The sequence below is a fragment of the Microbacterium sufflavum genome, from assembly GCF_023091155.1.
GTDB classification, from domain to species: domain Bacteria; phylum Actinomycetota; class Actinomycetes; order Actinomycetales; family Microbacteriaceae; genus Microbacterium; species Microbacterium sufflavum.
Genome location: NZ_JAHWXK010000001.1, coordinates 151,848 through 167,648, shown reverse-complemented (window position 1 = coordinate 167,648; position 15,801 = coordinate 151,848). Strand labels below are relative to the sequence as shown.

20 protein-coding genes are annotated in these 15,801 nt (G+C 70.1%); 17 read left to right on the top strand and 3 right to left on the bottom strand.

Annotation, left to right across the window (positions count from 1 at the left end; genetic code table 11):
- Positions 1 to 45 precede the first annotated feature (45 nt).
- From rplK to KZC56_RS00810, 6 genes are all read left to right on the top strand, one after another.
- Positions 46 to 477: a 50S ribosomal protein L11 gene (gene rplK, locus KZC56_RS00835; RefSeq protein WP_025102337.1), complete on the top strand. Its 432-nt coding sequence runs from the start codon at positions 46 to 48 to the stop codon at positions 475 to 477.
- Between the two features lie 11 nt (positions 478 to 488).
- Complete coding sequence (gene rplA / locus KZC56_RS00830; RefSeq protein ID WP_136034399.1) at positions 489 to 1,178, top strand: 50S ribosomal protein L1; 690 nt, start codon at positions 489 to 491, stop codon at positions 1,176 to 1,178.
- A 172-nt stretch (positions 1,179 to 1,350) separates the two neighbouring features.
- Positions 1,351 to 2,169: an amino acid ABC transporter substrate-binding protein gene (locus KZC56_RS00825; RefSeq protein ID WP_247637642.1), complete on the top strand. Its 819-nt coding sequence runs from the start codon at positions 1,351 to 1,353 to the stop codon at positions 2,167 to 2,169.
- A gap of 3 nt (positions 2,170 to 2,172) precedes the next feature.
- Entirely contained in the window at positions 2,173 to 2,838 is a 666-nt protein-coding gene (locus KZC56_RS00820) for an amino acid ABC transporter permease (RefSeq protein ID WP_136035367.1), read from the top strand.
- On the top strand, positions 2,825 to 3,628 hold the full coding sequence (locus tag KZC56_RS00815) for an amino acid ABC transporter ATP-binding protein (protein WP_136034393.1): 804 nt from the start codon (positions 2,825 to 2,827) through the stop codon (positions 3,626 to 3,628). Before KZC56_RS00820 ends, KZC56_RS00815 begins: the two co-directional genes overlap by 14 nt.
- Positions 3,629 to 3,673: 45 nt before the next feature.
- Positions 3,674 to 4,030: an iron chaperone gene (locus tag KZC56_RS00810; RefSeq protein WP_247637641.1), complete on the top strand. Its 357-nt coding sequence runs from the start codon at positions 3,674 to 3,676 to the stop codon at positions 4,028 to 4,030.
- Between the two features lie 6 nt (positions 4,031 to 4,036).
- Here the strand turns inward: KZC56_RS00810 and KZC56_RS00805 are convergent, their stop codons facing one another.
- Entirely contained in the window at positions 4,037 to 4,708 is a 672-nt protein-coding gene (locus KZC56_RS00805; protein ID WP_247637640.1) for a LysE/ArgO family amino acid transporter, read from the bottom strand.
- A 70-nt stretch (positions 4,709 to 4,778) separates the two neighbouring features.
- Here KZC56_RS00805 and KZC56_RS00800 point away from each other — a divergent pair, with 70 nt between their 5' ends.
- The 6 genes from KZC56_RS00800 (at position 4,779) to KZC56_RS00775 (ending at position 8,838) form a co-directional block, all read left to right on the top strand.
- Complete coding sequence (locus tag KZC56_RS00800; protein WP_247637639.1) at positions 4,779 to 5,684, top strand: LysR family transcriptional regulator ArgP; 906 nt, start codon at positions 4,779 to 4,781, stop codon at positions 5,682 to 5,684.
- Between the two features lie 154 nt (positions 5,685 to 5,838).
- Positions 5,839 to 6,465 (top strand): SipW-dependent-type signal peptide-containing protein, encoded by a 627-nt coding sequence (locus tag KZC56_RS00795; RefSeq protein ID WP_247637638.1) that lies wholly within the window; start codon positions 5,839 to 5,841, stop codon positions 6,463 to 6,465.
- A 7-nt stretch (positions 6,466 to 6,472) separates the two neighbouring features.
- Positions 6,473 to 7,090, top strand: coding sequence for a SipW-dependent-type signal peptide-containing protein (locus KZC56_RS00790; RefSeq protein WP_136035363.1), 618 nt, complete (start codon positions 6,473 to 6,475; stop codon positions 7,088 to 7,090).
- A gap of 31 nt (positions 7,091 to 7,121) precedes the next feature.
- Positions 7,122 to 7,718, top strand: a complete 597-nt coding sequence (locus KZC56_RS00785; protein ID WP_247637637.1) for a signal peptidase I — start codon at positions 7,122 to 7,124, stop codon at positions 7,716 to 7,718.
- On the top strand, positions 7,715 to 8,347 hold the full coding sequence (locus KZC56_RS00780) for a hypothetical protein (protein ID WP_247637636.1): 633 nt from the start codon (positions 7,715 to 7,717) through the stop codon (positions 8,345 to 8,347). The genes KZC56_RS00785 and KZC56_RS00780 overlap by 4 nt, the downstream gene beginning before the upstream one ends.
- Complete coding sequence (locus KZC56_RS00775) at positions 8,344 to 8,838, top strand: hypothetical protein (protein WP_247637635.1); 495 nt, start codon at positions 8,344 to 8,346, stop codon at positions 8,836 to 8,838. Before KZC56_RS00780 ends, KZC56_RS00775 begins: the two co-directional genes overlap by 4 nt.
- A 22-nt stretch (positions 8,839 to 8,860) precedes the next feature.
- Here KZC56_RS00775 and KZC56_RS00770 read toward each other — a convergent pair whose 3' ends face one another.
- On the bottom strand, positions 8,861 to 9,541 hold the full coding sequence (locus KZC56_RS00770) for a YqaJ viral recombinase family protein (RefSeq protein WP_136034373.1): 681 nt from the start codon (positions 9,539 to 9,541) through the stop codon (positions 8,861 to 8,863).
- 295 nt (positions 9,542 to 9,836) lie between these two features.
- Between KZC56_RS00770 and rplJ the strand changes: the two genes are divergently transcribed.
- A complete protein-coding gene (rplJ, locus tag KZC56_RS00765) occupies positions 9,837 to 10,325 on the top strand; it encodes a 50S ribosomal protein L10 (protein WP_136034371.1) in 489 nt (162 codons plus the stop codon).
- A gap of 48 nt (positions 10,326 to 10,373) precedes the next feature.
- A complete protein-coding gene (gene rplL / locus KZC56_RS00760; RefSeq protein ID WP_067194328.1) occupies positions 10,374 to 10,757 on the top strand; it encodes a 50S ribosomal protein L7/L12 in 384 nt (127 codons plus the stop codon).
- Between the two features lie 72 nt (positions 10,758 to 10,829).
- Here the strand turns inward: rplL and KZC56_RS00755 are convergent, their stop codons facing one another.
- Positions 10,830 to 11,834: a LacI family DNA-binding transcriptional regulator gene (locus KZC56_RS00755; protein WP_247637634.1), complete on the bottom strand. Its 1,005-nt coding sequence runs from the start codon at positions 11,832 to 11,834 to the stop codon at positions 10,830 to 10,832.
- Between the two features lie 286 nt (positions 11,835 to 12,120).
- On the opposite strand from KZC56_RS00755, the gene KZC56_RS00750 reads away from it, so the two are divergent.
- The 3 genes from KZC56_RS00750 to KZC56_RS00740 all read left to right on the top strand — a co-directional run bounded on the left by KZC56_RS00750 (position 12,121) and on the right by KZC56_RS00740 (position 15,644).
- The gene (locus tag KZC56_RS00750) at positions 12,121 to 13,437 is read left to right on the top strand and encodes an ABC transporter substrate-binding protein (protein WP_247637633.1); all 1,317 of its coding nucleotides are present in this window, start codon (positions 12,121 to 12,123) and stop codon (positions 13,435 to 13,437) included.
- Positions 13,438 to 13,545: 108 nt separating this feature from the next.
- A complete protein-coding gene (locus KZC56_RS00745) occupies positions 13,546 to 14,685 on the top strand; it encodes a carbohydrate ABC transporter permease (protein ID WP_136034364.1) in 1,140 nt (379 codons plus the stop codon).
- Positions 14,682 to 15,644 (top strand): carbohydrate ABC transporter permease, encoded by a 963-nt coding sequence (locus KZC56_RS00740; protein ID WP_136034362.1) that lies wholly within the window; start codon positions 14,682 to 14,684, stop codon positions 15,642 to 15,644. The genes KZC56_RS00745 and KZC56_RS00740 overlap by 4 nt, the downstream gene beginning before the upstream one ends.
- The last annotated feature ends 157 nt before the right edge of the window (positions 15,645 to 15,801 follow it).

Below are 15,801 nucleotides of genomic sequence, written 5' to 3'. Positions count from 1 at the left end.
TGGGAGAAGCGGGTGTCCGCATCCGCCTCGAGGAAAGGAAAGGGAATGGCACCGAAGAAGAAGGTGACCGGCCTGATCAAGCTTCAGATCAACGCCGGTGCCGCCAACCCGGCGCCGCCGATCGGCCCCGCGCTCGGTCAGCATGGCGTCAACATCATGGAGTTCTGTAAGGCGTACAACGCCGCGACCGAGTCGCAGCGCGGCAACGTCATCCCCGTCGAGATCACCGTCTACGAGGACCGCAGCTTCACCTTCGTCCTGAAGACCCCGCCCGCGGCGGAGCTCATCAAGAAGGCCGCCGGCGTGCAGAAGGCCTCGGCCACCCCGCACACCGTCAAGGTCGGCAAGATCACCAAGGACCAGGTCCGTCAGATCGCCGAGCAGAAGCAGGCCGACCTGAACGCGAACGACATCGAGGCCGCCTCGAAGATCATCGCCGGCACCGCCCGTTCCATGGGCATCACGGTCGAGGGCTGAGGAGAATAATCATGGCTACCAAGTCCAAGGCTTACAAGGCTGCCGCCGAGAAGATCGAGGCAGACCGTTTCTACACGCCCGCCGAGGCCGTCGCGCTCGCGAAGGAGACCGGTTCGGCGAAGTTCGACTCGACCGTCGAGGTCGCGCTGAAGCTCGCCGTCGACCCCCGCAAGGCCGACCAGATGGTGCGCGGCACCGTCATCCTGCCCCACGGCACCGGTAAGACCGCCCGCGTCATCGTCTTCGCCACGGGCCCCGCGGCCGAGGCCGCGATCGCCGCAGGTGCCGATGAGGTCGGCGGCGCCGAGCTCATCGAGAAGGTCGCCGGCGGCTGGACCGCGTTCGACTCGGCCGTCTCCACCCCGGAGCTCATGGGCCAGGTCGGTCGTCTCGGCAAGGTGCTGGGTCCGCGTGGCCTGATGCCGAACCCGAAGACCGGCACCGTGACCCCGAACCCGGCCAAGGCCGTCGAGGAGATCAAGGGCGGAAAGATCGAGTTCCGCGTCGACAAGCACGCCAACGTGCACTTCGTCGTCGGCAAGGCGTCCTTCACCGCCGAGCAGCTGAACGAGAACATCGGCGCAGCGCTCGAGGAGATCGTCCGCCTCAAGCCGTCGAGCGCGAAGGGCCGCTACATCCAGAAGGGTGCGGTGTCGACCACGTTCGGCCCCGGCATCCCGCTGGACGTCAACGCCATCTGAGCCTGACTCACCGAAACGCCCCCGGGTTCCGCCCGGGGGCGTTTCGCGTCCTCCGCCCCGCGTCGACACGGAGCGTCATCGGATGCGGGGGATCCCGCGACGGCACGTACTGTGGGGAGGTCCCGCGCCGGTCGCGTAAACTCGCACCGCGCCTCTCACCCCAGGAGGGTCCATGTCCCGTCGTCTCATCGCCGTCACCGCACTCGTCGTCGCCGCCGCGGCGCTCACTGCCTGCAGCGGCTCCACCACGCCCGCGAACACGTCCGGTGCGGAGAGCACCGCGGGCTCCGACTTCGGCCTGGTGAAGGACGGCACGCTCACGGTCGCGACCGAGGGCACATACCGCCCGTTCAGCTTCCACGACGACGGCGGCTCGGGCGACCTGACCGGCTACGACGTCGAGATCATCCAGGCCGTCGCCGACAAGCTGGGCCTCGAGGTGGAGTTCCAGGAGACGCAGTGGGACGCGATCTTCGCCGGTCTCGACGCCGGCCGCTTCGACGTGATCGCGAACCAGGTCTCGATCAACGACGAGCGCGAGGCGAAGTACCTCTTCAGCGCGCCCTACACCGTGTCGCCCGGCGTCATCGTGGTGGCCGAGGACGACGACTCGATCAGCTCGTTCGACGACCTGGCCGGCAAGACCACGGCCCAGTCGCTCACCAGCAACTGGTACGAGCTGGCGACCGACTCCGGCGCCAAGGTCGAGGCCGTCGAGGGCTGGGCGCAGGCCGTGGAGCTGCTGCGTCAGGGCCGTGTGGACGCGACCGTGAACGACAAGCTGACGTTCCTCGACTACGAGACCACGAACAGCCCGACGGGGCTGAAGATCGCGGCGGAGACCGAGGACGCCGGCGAGCAGGCGTTCGTGTTCACGAAGGACAAGACCTCGCTCGTCGAGGCCGTGGACGGCGCTCTCGAGGAGCTGCGCGCCGACGGTACACTGGCGGAGATCAGCGAGAAGTACTTCGGCGAGGACGTCTCGCAGTAACCGATGGCGAACCCCTGGCAGCTGTTCCTCGACTCGCTCTGGCCGATCGCCTGGGCGGGCCTGACGGCGACGGTGCCGCTCGCGCTGGTGTCGTTCGCGCTGGGGCTGCTGATCGCGGTCGGCGTCGCGCTGATGCGGATCTCGGTGCATCCGGTGGTGGCGGGCGTCGCGCGCTTCTACATCTCCGTGATCCGCGGCACGCCCATGCTGGTGCAGCTGTTCGTGATCTTCTACGGGATGCCGTCGATCGGCATCACGCTCGACCCGTGGCCAAGTGCGATCATCGCGCTGTCGCTCAACGTGGGCGGCTACGGAGCCGAGGTCGTGCGGGCCGCGATCCTGTCGGTGCCGAAGGGGCAGTGGGAGGCGGCGTACACGGTCGGGATGAACCGCACCCGCACGCTCACGCGGATCATCCTGCCGCAGGCGGCACGGGTGTCCGTGCCCCCGCTGTCGAACACGTTCATCTCGCTCGTGAAGGACACCTCGCTCACGTCGCTGATCCTGGTGACGGAGCTGTTCAAGGTCGCGCAGCAGATCGCGGCGACGACCCTCGAGTTCATGGTGATCTACCTCGCCGCGGCGCTGGTGTACTGGGTGTTCTGCCTGGTGCTGTCGTTCGGCCAGAGCGCCCTGGAGAGGAGGCTCGACAGCCGTGTCGCCCACTGACCAGACGCCCGTCCCGCTGCTGTCCGCCCGCGGACTGCGCAAGAGCTTCGGCGACACCGAGGTGCTGCGCGGGATCGACCTGACGCTGCACCGCGGAGAGGTGCTGGTGCTCATCGGCCCGAGCGGCTCGGGGAAGACCACCGTGCTGCGCGCGCTCAACGGCCTCGAGACGCCGGACGCCGGCACCATCACGGTCGACGGCGGGCCCGAGCTCGACTTCGCCCCCGCCGAGCGGCCGCGGCCTCGCGCGCAGAAGCAGCAGCGGCTCGCCCTGCGCGATCGCTCCGCGATGGTGTTCCAGCACCACAACCTGTTCCCGCATCTGACGGTGCTGCAGAACGTGATCGAGGGGCCCTGGCGTGTGCAGCGGCGGCCCAGGGCGGAGGTCGTGGCCGAGGCCCTGGCCCTGCTCGACCGGGTGGGCCTGGCGGACAAGGCGGACGCCCGTCCGCATCAGCTGTCCGGAGGACAGCAGCAGCGCGTGGGGATCGTGCGTGCTCTCGCTCTCAAGCCCGACCTGCTGTTGTTCGACGAGCCGACGAGTGCGCTCGACCCCGAACTCGTCGGGGAGGTGCTGCTGGTGATCAAGGAGCTCGCCGACGAGGGGTGGACCATGGCGGTCGTCACGCACGAGCTGAGCTTCGCGCGCGAGGTCGCCGACCACGTCCTGTTCCTGGACGGCGGGGTGGTGGTCGAGGAGGGGCCGCCGGCCGAGATCTTCCGCGCCCCGCGACACGAGCGCACGCAGCGGTTCCTCACGCGCATCCTCCGCCCGCTCGACGGCGCCTGAGACGCGGGGCTCGTGCGCGCCGCCGATCGGTGACAGGATGCGGTCGTGGGAACCATCGACGACTACCTGACCGGGCTCGCCCCCGCGGACCGCGCGGCGATCGACCGCGTGTACGCGATCGCGCGGGAGGAGGAGCCGGATGCCGAGCAGGGCACCGGCTACGGCATGCCCGCCCTCGTCCACGGGGGCAGACCGCTGCTGTCGGTGATGCGCGCCAAGAAGCACATCGGCGTGTATCCCTTCAGTCCCGACGCGGTCGCGGCCGTGGCGGCGGCACTGGCCGATCATCCGGGCGCCAGCGTGGACAAGGGGACGATCCGCTTCCAGCCGGAGCATCCGATCCCGAAGCAGACGCTGCGCGCGCTGGTGCGGGCGCGGCTGGCGCAGATCGACGGAGTCTGAGCCGGATCAGCCGCCGAACACGGGGAGGATCAGGCTCACGGCGAGCGCGACCATGATCACGGCGATCACCGCGTCGAGAACCCGCCACGACCGCTCGGTGCGCAGCCAGCGCCCGAGGTAGCGTGCCCCGAAACCGAGGGCCGTGAACCACAGGGCACTGGCGAGGATGGCCCCGGCGGCGAACAGCCAGCGCTGCTCGCCGTGCGTCGCGGCGATCGACCCGAGCATCAGGACGGTGTCGAGGTACACGTGCGGGTTGAGCCAGGTGAGCGCGAGGACGGTGAGGAGCACGGGGGCCAGACGTGTTCCGCTCCGGATGGCGGTCGCGGTGCCGCCGGCCGATCGACCGGTCCCCGTTCCGTCGGCGGGGGAGGACGCATCGACCGCCAGCACCTCACCGCCGCGCCAGGCGCGCCGTGCCGCGAGCAGCCCGTAGCCGAACAGGAACAGCGCCCCGGCAACCCGGGCGACGACCACGAGCCACGGCGCAGCCTGGAGCAGGAAGCCCAGCCCGGCGACACCGGCGGCGATCAGCACGGCGTCGGAGACGGCGCACACGATCACGACCGCCAGCACATGCTCCCGCCGGATGCCCTGGCGCAGGACGAAGACGTTCTGGGCGCCGATGGCCACGATGAGGGAGAGGCCGAGTCCGAGACCGGCGAGGACGGTGAGCATGGCACCAGCCTAGGAAGCGACTGCCATCAGAGAAAGCGAAGATTCCTTCCGAACCATTAGCATCACTGATGTGAGGATCGATCCGGAGCTCGCCGCGACCCTGGCCGCCGTCGCCGACGAAGGCACTCTCGACGCGGCATCCCGCCGACTCCGGATCACGCCGTCCGCGGTCAGCCAGCGGCTCAAGAGCCTGGAGGAACAGCTGGGGCGCATCCTGCTCGTGCGCAGCAAGCCCGCGCGGCTCACCGAGGCCGGTGAGGCGGTGGTGCGACTGGCCAGGCAGGTGGCGCTGCTGGAGCACGACGCGCTCGCCGGGGTGGGCATCGGCGACGACGGTTCCGAGCGGCGCATCGTCGTTCCGCTCGCCGTGAACGCCGACTCGATGGCGACGTGGTTCCTCGCGCCGATGGCACGACTCTCCGCCACGCACGACATCGACGTCGACCTGCACCGGGACGATCAGAATTTCACCGCCCGGCTGCTGGAATCCGGCACGGTGATGGCCGCGGTGACGAGCGAGGAGACCCCGGTGGCCGGATGCTCGGTCGCACCTCTCGGGGTGCTCGAGTATCGCGCCATGGCGGAGCAGGGCTTCGCGGACCGGTGGTTCGCCGAGGGGGTGAGCGCCGCCGCTCTCGCCCGCGCGCCGTTCGTCGACTTCGACCGTCGCGACACGCTGCAGCACGAGTGGCTCGCGGCTATGTCCGTCACGCAGCAGGGCGTGCCGCGGCACTACGTCCCCGCGTCCCACGACTACGCGATCGCGGTGTCGCTCGGCCTCGGCTGGGGAATGGTCCCGCGGCTGCAGGAGACGCCCGGGCTGGTCGCGCTCGGGGGTCCGACGCTGAAGGTCGCGCTGTACTGGCAGCAGTGGAACCTGCGGTCGACGCTGCTCGACACCATCGCCGCCGAGGTGGCCGCCGAGGCGCGGCGGGTGCTCGCCCCGGTCGCGCCCGCCCGCCGGTCGCGCCGCTGACAGGACGATCCCCGGCTGCGCGGATTGTGCCACGGCTGCGCGCGGATCCGCCTTGTCTGGTCCGAGGGGCTCGGAGAGGATGCGAGGACGCGGGAGAATCCTCCGAGTTCCGCTCGCCGGCGTTCCCCGAGATCGACGACGGAGGGGGAACGACATGGCGACGACCACGACCCGGCGAAAGGTCCGCGCGGTCCTGGCAGGAGGACTCGTCCTCGGAGTGGGAGCGGCGGTCACGCTCGCCGCGTGGAACGACTCCGAGTTCGCGACCGGCACGTTCACCGCGGGCTCGTTCAACCTGGAGGGCTCGACCGACGGCACGGCCTTCACCGACCACAACGTCGACGACGGCGACACGGCCGCCACCCTCGCGTTCACGCTCCCCGCCGGCATCGTCGGCAACATGTCGCCCGGCGACACCGTCTACGCGGGTTTCTGGGTGCGTCTCGCGGCCGGCACGACCACCGGGGCCAGCCTCGTCGCCGCGGGCACGACCGCGGATCCCGCGGCGAGCTCCAACACCGATCATCTGTCCTACGCGATCTACCCGCTCGCTCCCGGCGCCACCTGCAACGCGGCCAGCGCGACCGGAACCGCCGTCGCCTCCGGGGCCACGCTCGACGCACAGACGGGCGTGACCGCCGTGACGCTCACCGAAGGAGCCTCCGCCGCCACCCCGGGCACCGCCGTGCAGCTGTGCGTCGCGGTCACGGCCGCCGCCGCGCTCGAACCCGGCCTGGTCACGAACGCGACCTGGGAGTTCACGGCCACGTCGACGAGCTGAGCGGGCCATGGGTACCCGCAGGCAGCGGCGGGAGAGGATCCGGCTCCGCTCCCGCCGCCTCCGAGCCCTCCTGGCGGGCGGCCTGGTGCTCGGCATCGGGGCGACCGCGACACTCGCCGCCTGGAACGACTCGGAGTTCGGCTCGGCCACGTTCACGGCCGGCCGGTTCGACCTCGTCGGGGCGACCGACGGCGTCACGTTCTCCAGCCACGCGACCACGGGGGCGGCGGCAGCCCTGAACTTCCAGCTCCCGCCCACGGCCATGGCGCCCGGCACCACGACGTATGCGCTGTTCAGCGTCAAGACCGCGTCGCCCTCGGTCGCCGGCGTGCTCCAGCTCACGGCCGGGACGCCGGGCGGCACGGGTCTCGCGTCGTCGCTCACCTACGGGGTGCGTGCGATCGCCGGGACCACGTGCTCGGCGGCGACCTACCCCGGCGGCACCGCCGTGGTCGCGGACGGCTCCGCGCTCACGGCCGGCGGCGCCTCGACGCAGGCGGTGTCCGCGAACGGCGCGTCGGTCGTGAACTACTGCTTCGCGGTGACGCTGCCGACGACGGCGCCGAACACCGCGCAGGGCCTGACGATGACCCAGACATGGCAGATCCAGGGCACGTCGTCGTAGCCGCCGCCGGGCACGAGCGAGAGGAGGGGTCGTGACGGCACTCACCCGCCGCGAGGCGCGCGCGCAGCAGAGCGGGGAAGCGGGGGCGCGGGCGCAGCACCCCACCCGGCGCCCCGGGTTCGCGCGCGCGTTGGGCGATGCGCTGCTGTGGCTCGCCGCCGCCGCGGGCGTCGTGTGCATCGTGCTGGTGCTGCTGGCGGCCACGGCGCAGATCACGCTCATCCTGTTCCGCACGGGCTCGATGTCGCCGACCATCCCGGCCGGATCGGTCGCCGTGGTGCAGCGGGTCCCTGCCGCGGCGGTGGAGGTGGGCGACGTCGTGACGGTCGACCGCCCCGGCGACCTGCCCGTGACCCACCGCGTGACCGCGGTGCAACCGGGCGCCGGGGCGGGGGAGCGCGTGCTGACGCTGCGGGGCGATGCGAACGCGGTCGACGACCCGTTTCCGTACACCGTGACCTCCGTGCGCACCGTGCTGCTCGCGGTGCCGGGCCTGGCGACCGTGATCGTCGCACTCGGGCATCCCGTCGTGCTCGGCGGCATGACCGTGGCCGCGACCGCGCTGGTGGTGTGGGCCTTCTGGCCGCGGTCGCCGCGACGCGCTCGCACCGAGGGTGGTCCGCCGTGAGGCCCCGCGTCGCGCTCGCGGTCCTGGCGCTGCCCGTCTGCCTGGCCCTTGCGGCACCGGCGGCGGCGGTCGCTGCCCCCTCCACCGAGGTGGTGCAGGGCCAGGTGCTGCGCCTGGTCTCGGTCGCGGACTGGGACGCCGCCCGCGACCTGCGACCCGACCGGCCGGTGCAGTGGGACGTGCAGGTGAGCGCCGACGCGCCGGATCCCGGGGTCGTGCGGCTCGGCGTGAGCGCGTCCGGGTCGGCGCGGTTGCGGCTCGACATCGCCCTGTGCGCGGAGCCGTGGCAGGACGCGGTGTGCCCGGCGGGGGCGACGGTCTTGCGGACGGACTGGAGCGTCCCGCGCGACGGCGCCGAGGTGCCCCTCGCCGCCATGCGTGACACCGAGACCGCGCATCTGCGGCTGACGATCGCGCTCGACCCGGCCGACGGCTCCGGCAGCACCGAGGTGCGCGTGCTGGCTCACGGCGCGGGCGAGAGCGCGGCGGTGGGCTCCGACGGCGCGCTCGCGGTCACGGGTCCGTCGCCGTGGCTGCCGCTGGCGGCGGTGGGCGGCGGACTGCTGCTGACCGCGGCTCTCGTGGCGCGGGGGCGTCGCGGAGGAGAGCGCGGGGAGGGGCGAGGATGACACGGCCGTGGCGGCGCACGATCGCCGGTGCCCTCGGGGTCGGGGTCCTGGTCGGCGTGGCGCTGCTGCCCGCGGTGCAGCCGACCGAGGCGCGGTTCACCGATCCGGAGTACGCGGCGGGGTCGTTCACCGCGTCGCAGCTGACGACGCCCACGATCACCTCGTGCAGCGTGACCAACCTGCTCGGCACGTTCACGGGCTTCACGATCACGTGGAGCTCCGGATACCTCAAGCCGCAGCAGCGACTGTCGATCAACAACGTCGCGGTCGACAACGCGAACGTGACGCAGAGCGGCAGCGGCCCCTACTCCTACTCCGCGACGATCAGCTCCGGTCTGCTCAGCACGCTGCTGGGGAGTCTGCTCGGCTCGTCGAACACGGTGCGGGTCGAGGCCGTCCTGCCCGGCACGGCCTGGGTGTCGCCCGCGGCGACCCGCACGCTGTCGGTGGGCGGACTGCTGGGGCTCGGGGGCAACAACACCTGCACGTGAGGTCGTGCCGGCGGTGCGGCGTTCAGTCGGCGAGGGCGAGGGCGCGGAAGAGGTCGCGCTCGCGCAGCTGCTCGCGGCGGCTCGCGGAATCGTCCTGCGTGCGGGCGGGAACGTCGCGGCCCGTGGTGCGCCGGTACAGCTCGTCGATCAGCGCGGTGGCCAGGTCGACCAGCTTGGCGATCTCGCGGTCGTCGCGGTCGATCCACACGCAGCGAGGCTCGTCGTGCACCGGAGCGAAGTCGACGTGCTCCTCCCACACGAACAGCGTGCGCTCGGCACCGAGCACGTGCTGCTGCCACCAGACCTGTCGCAGGTAGGTGCGCGGGATGCCGCGGAACGCCTTGTTCGTGGTCTTGATCTCGGCGAGGCGGATGCGCCCGTCGGCGTCGACCGCGATCCCGTCGGGCGTGGCGAGGTGGCGGTGCTCCACCTCGGCGCGGAACAGCGCGGAGGAGGGGAGGATCCCGTGCGTGGCTGCGACCCAGGCCGCGATCTCCGGCTCGCGCCGTCGGCCGTGGTCGGTGTACGCGTTGCCGCCGAAGCGGGGCCCGCCGCCCAGCTTGGAGTCGGCGGCACGGGCGATGGAGCGCTCGCTCGTGAGTCCGGCGACGTCGGTCGCGGTGATGCCGCGGGACCGCGCCCGCATCCACGCCACCCGGTCGCGAGAGTCCGCGACGATACGGGCGTGGAGTTCGGGGGTCACCTGAAAACCCTAACCCCGTGCGCCGACGCTCCCTCCCCGCACACGCCGCGTCCCCGCACGGCCGCCGGGGATTTGGGGAGGGGCGCGCGCTGAGGTAGAGTGGGTGGCAACCGAAGACCGCTGGTCATCGTGTGTGCGCAAGCACGCAGGATCGAAGCTCTGCATCGCAGGGGCCCGCGCAGGTGTCACGAACTTCCGAGCTCCGTGCGCTTGCGCCGGAGCTCTTCTCTTTGCAGGGGGTCGGAGGCCGGCGCCCCACCACCGTGCGGCGCCTCGTACACATCAAGGAGTGACCATGGCGCAGAAGGATGCATCGGTCGCCGAGCTCACGAAGTCATTCGAGAACTCGAACGCCGTCCTGCTGACCGAGTACCGCGGTCTGACGGTTGCCCAGCTCAAGCAGCTGCGCAACAGCATCCGTCAGGACGCCGAGTACGCCGTGGTGAAGAACACGCTGACCAAGATCGCCGCCAACAAGGCCGGCATCTCCTCGCTGGACGACGACCTCAAGGGTCCGTCGGCCGTCGCGTTCGTGCACGGTGACTTCGTCGCCACTGCCAAGGCTCTGCGTGACTTCGCCAAGGCCAACCCGCTTCTGGTGATCAAGTCCGGCATCTTCGAGGGCAAGGCCCTCTCTGCCGACGAGGTCAACACGTACGCCTCGCTCGAGAGCCGTGAGGTTCTGCTGGCGAAGGCCGCGGGAATGATGAAGGCGACGATGGGCAAGGCTGCCGCCACCATCGACGCGCTTCGCGAAAAGCTGGAGACCGCAGAGGCCGCGTAAGCGACCGGCGATCTCGTCACCACCACCCCATCTATTAGGAGATACATCATGGCGAAGCTCACCACCGAGGAGCTGCTCGAGCAGTTTGCCGGCCTCACCCTCATCGAGCTGAACGACTTCGTGAAGGCGTTCGAGGAGAAGTTCGAGGTCACCGCTGCTGCCCCCGTCGCCGTTGCCGGTGCCGCCGGTGGCGCAGGCGAGGCCGCTGCCGAGGAGGAGAAGGACTCGTTCGACGTCATCCTCGAGGCTGCCGGCGACAAGAAGATCCAGGTCATCAAGGCTGTCCGCGAGCTCACCTCGCTCGGCCTCGGCGAGGCCAAGGCCGTCGTCGACGGTGCTCCGAAGGCCGTCCTCGAGGGCGCCAACAAGGAGACCGCCGAGAAGGCCAAGGCTGCTCTGGAAGAGGCCGGCGCGACCGTCACCCTCAAGTAATTCCAGCGCACCAGCGCTTCTGCGAAGGCCCCGGGTTCCGCCCGGGGCCTTCGTGCGTCCGGGGAGGGGTGCTCAGCGGGGTGGTGCGGTGGAGCTGCGCACGACGAGCGACGAGGGGGCGGTCACCCGGTCGATGGGGGCCTCCGGCTCCGCCATCCGTCGGATCAGCAGCCGCACGGCCTCGTGACCCTGGTCGCGGGGAGACTGCCCGATCGTGGTGAGGGCGAACATGTCCGCATGGGCGTGGTCGTCGATGCCGACCACGCTGAGCTCGGTGGGCACGGCGATGCCCAGGCGTCGAGCGGCGATGATCGCCCCGATCGCCGCCTCGTCGCAGACTCCGACGATCGCGGTGGGCCGGTTCCGCCGGTCTCCGAGGAGCCCGGCGGTCGCGGCATAGCCCCCGGGCATGGTCGGTGCCGCGCCGACGACGCGGGCGTGGGCGAGCAGGCCCGCCGCGCGGAGCGCGCCGTGGTACCCCTCGAGCCGCTGCGCATCGCCGTAGCTCAGTGCGGCGGCGTCGGTCGCGCCCCCCACGAACGCGATGTCCTCGTGGCCGAGCTCGATCAGGTGCTCGGTGGCGATGCGGGCGGCGGCGGTGTCGTCGATCGAGACCGCGCTCGATCCCTCGCTGTACGGCCCGACGCTGACCAGCGGGCGACCCGTGCGGTGCAGGCGCTCGAGCTCGCGCGCGCTCGGCTGGATGCCCACCGCGATGATGCCGTCGAACCTCCGGCCGGGCAGCACGGTCTCGAACAGCCGTTCCCTGGTCTGCGTCCCCTCGGGAACGCCGTACAGCGACAGGTCGTAGTCCACGGAGAGGAGCGACTCCTGCACCCCGGCGAGCAGCTCGGCGAAGAACCAGCGGTCGATGGGCGGCATCACGAGGCCGACGGTCTGCGTGCGTCCGGTCGCGAGGCTCGTGGCGGACGAGTGGGCGACATAGGCGAGGTCGTCTGCGGCGTCCATGACCCGCTGCCGTGTCTCGTCGGACACGTAGCCGCGTCCGCTCAGCGCCCGGCTCGCGGTGGCCTTGGACACTCCGGCACGCGACGCGACGTCCGCGATCGTGCTCATCGGTCCTCCTCGACCAGGGTCCACTTCGATGTGGGGACGGCGACGCCCGGGCTCGCCGGGTGACAGCGTAGCGGCTCGACCGTGGAAAAGGAACCGGTTCCACACTGATCCGGAGGGAGCGCTCCCATCCGCGACGCGGCGGCGCATCGGAATGGTTGCGAGCTTGTGACCCTTGCGTGTTGTGCGGGGAGCGGGCCGCCAGTATGTTGGCCTGGAATCGGTTCCCTAATCGACGCCGGTGCTGGCGACGGACAGCGGGACCCTGTACTCGAAGAGGAGAATTCACATGGCTCTGTCACAGCGTTCCCGGCTGGTCGTGCCGCTGGCCCTGATGGGCGTCGCGGGCATCGCCCTCGCCGGCTGCGGGGCTCCGGGAGGTGCGCCGAGCACCGGAGGCGGCGGAGGCGACGACGCCACCGTCACGATCTACGGCACGATCGTCGACTCGGAGGCGGAACTCCTCCAGGAGTCCTGGAAGGACTGGGCCGACGAGAACGGCATCACCATCAAGTACGAGGGCAGCCAGGACTTCGAGACGCAGCTGGGCACGCGCGCCCAGGGCGGCAACCCGCCGGACATCGCGATCTTCCCGCAGCCGGGTCTGTTCGCCGACTTCGCCGACCGCGGGTTCCTGAAGCCCGCCCCGGAGGAGGTCGAGAAGAACGCCAACGAGTACTGGACCGAAGACTGGGTGAACTACGGCACGGTCGGAGACACCTTCTACGGTGCCCCGCTCATGGCGAACGTCAAGGGCTGGATCTGGTACTCGCCCGCCAAGTTCGCGGAGTGGGGCGTCGAGGTCCCCACGACCCTCGACGAGATGACGGCGCTGACCGAGAAGATCCAGGCCGCCACGGGCACGCCCGCCTGGTGCGCCGGCTTCGAGTCCGGCACCGCGACCGGCTGGCCGGGCACCGACTGGATCGAGGACTACGTGCTGCGCCAGTCCGGACCCGACGTCTACGACCAGTGGGTCACCAACGACGTGAAGTTCACCGACCCGCAGATCAAGCAGGCGTTCGACTCGGTCGGACAGATCCTGCTCAACCCGGCCAACGTCAACGCGGGCTTCGGCGACGTGCGCTCGATCAACTCGACCGCGTTCGGCGACGTGGCACCCAAGCTCGCCGCCGGCGAGTGCGCGCTCACGCACCAGGCCTCGTTCCTGTCGGGCTTCTTCCCCGAGGGCACGAACATCGCCGAGGACGGCGACGTGTGGGCGTTCATGCTCCCCGGCGAGTCCGAGGGCGACACGGCAGTCACGGGCGCCGGTGAGATCGTCGGCGCGTTCAGCGAGTCCGAGGCCACGCAGAAGGTGCTCGCGTACCTGTCCAGCCCCGAGTGGGCCAACAGCCGCGTGAGCCTCGGCGGCGTCACCTCGGCCAACAACGGGCTCGACCCGGCGAACGCCAAGGACCCGATCCTCCAGGAGACCATCAAGATCCTGCAGGACCCGGAGACCACGTTCCGCTTCGACGCCTCCGACCTGATGCCCGGTGCCGTCGGTGCCGGAACCTTCTGGAAGGGCATGGTCGCGTGGGTCAACGGCACCTCGACGGACGAGGTGCTCACGCAGATCGAGACCGGCTGGCCCTCCAGCTGATCCCGGGGGAAGAGGGGCCGCCCCGCACCAGGGGCGGCCCCTCTGCTCCCTCGGCGCCCACATCGACGTGGGCGCCGTGATCCGATCCGCGTGACGTAAGGGGAATCCGTGAACGCGACAGTCTTTTTCCAATGGATCGGCTCGCTCCCGCCGATCCTGCAGGCCGTCGCCGTGGTCATCGCGTTCGCGGTGGTCGTGGCGATCATCCTGCTGCTCGTGGACATCGCTCCACGCCGGGGCACGCAGTACACCATCATCCGGCTGGCGATGTGCCTGCTCATCCCGCTCGCCGTGATGTGGTTCTTCAACTCCTACTACTGGGCGATGGGGGTCGCGGTCCTCGTCGGCGCCGTCTTCTTCTTCCTGGACTACCGGTCCCGCGATGGAGCGGGCTACCTGATCCAGCTCGTCGCCTTCATGGCTCCGGCGATGCTGCTCCTGCTCGTCGGCCTCATCCTCCCGTCGATCCAGACCATGTACACGTCGTTCTGGAACTCCTCGGGCAACACGTTCGTCGGGTTCGCCAACTACGTGTGGATCTTCACGCAGTCGGACGGCATCACCTCGGTCGTCAACACCATCATCTGGGTGCTGCTGGTGCCGACGGTGTCGACGATCGTCGGTCTCGCGTACGCGGTCTTCATCGACAGGACCCGCGGCGAGAAGATCTACAAGGTGCTGGTGTTCATGCCCATGGCGATCTCGTTCGTCGGCGCGAGCATCATCTGGCGGTTCATGTACGAGTACCGCGGACCGGAGTTCGAGCAGATCGGTCTGCTGAACCAGATCCTGGTGTGGTTCGGCGGGACGCCGCAGCAGTGGCTGCTGAACCAGCCGTGGAACAACCTGTTCCTCATCGTGGTGCTCATCTGGGTCCAGACCGGTTTCGCGATGGTCGTGCTGTCGGCCTCCATCAAGGGCGTCCCGGCCGAGCTGCTCGAGGCCGCCGAGCTCGACGGCGCGAACGCGTGGCAGCGGTTCATCTCGGTGACCGTACCGGCGATCCGCCCGGCACTCATCGTCGTGCTCACCACGATCTCGATCGCCTCGCTGAAGGTGTTCGACATCGTCCGCACCATGACCGCCGGCAACTACGGCACGTCGGTGCTCGCGAACGAGATGTACACGCAGTTCTCGAAGTTCGAGGCGGGGCGCAGCGCCGCGCTCTCCGTCATCCTGTTCATCCTGGTGCTGCCGATCGTCATCTACAACGCGCGCCAGATCAAGAAGCAGCGGGAGATCCGATGACCGACACCGTAGGCACCGAGACCCCGGCCAGCACGCGCGCCGTCACGACCGGGGGTGGCCTCGACGGCGCCGCCGGACGCGCCAGGAAGAAGCTGTCCCGTCCGTGGGCGTCCGCCGCGTCGATCGTCATCGCGGTCCTGTGGACCATCCCGACGCTCGGGCTGTTCATCTCGTCGTTCCGTCCGCGCGACGAGATCCAGTCGACCGGATGGTGGACGTTCTTCACGAACCCGCAGGTCACGCTGGAGAACTACGTCGATGTGCTGCAGTCCGGCACGACGCAGCTGACCATCCTCGAGTCGTTCATCAACTCGATCGCCATCACGATCCCGGCGACCGTGGTGCCGCTGATGATCGCGGCCATGGCGGCGTATGCGTTCGCGTGGATCGACTTCAAGGGCCGCAACGCCCTGTTCATCTTCGTGTTCGCGCTCCAGATCGTGCCGATCCAGATGGCGCTGGTGCCGCTGCTCAGCTCGTTCTCGCGCGGCCTCAACCTGTTCGGTCTGCAGGTGACCCTGCCGCTCGGAGCATCGGACGGCTACGCGCAGGTGTGGATCGCGCACTCGATGTTCGCGCTGCCGCTGGCGATCTACCTGCTGCACAACTTCATGTCGGAGATCCCCGGAGAGATCATCGAGGCGGCCCGCGTGGACGGCGCCTCGCGCGGACAGATCTTCTTCCGCGTCGTGCTGCCGCTGACGATGCCGGCGATCGCCTCGGTCGCGATCTTCCAGTTCCTGTGGGTGTGGAACGACCTGCTCGTGGCGCTGGTGTTCGCCGACGGAGCGGCCGCGCCGATCACGAAGCTGCTGGCCGAGATCACCGGAACGCGCGGCAACGACTGGTACCTGCTCACGGCGGGTGCGTTCGTGTCGATCATCATCCCGCTGATCGTGTTCTTCGCGCTGCAGCGCTACTTCGTGCGCGGCCTGCTCGCCGGGTCTACCAAGGGGTAGTCGAGACAGGAGCGCTCGCCGGAAGGGGCCGGTCACCGTCGCGGTGGCCGGCCCCTTCCGTGTGTCGCGGACGGGCTCGGCGGTGCGTCCCGGCGGCGGCATGCAGGAACTTCACATGATCGGAACGGGTGTCTCTGCGTAATGGAACGCTCCCGAT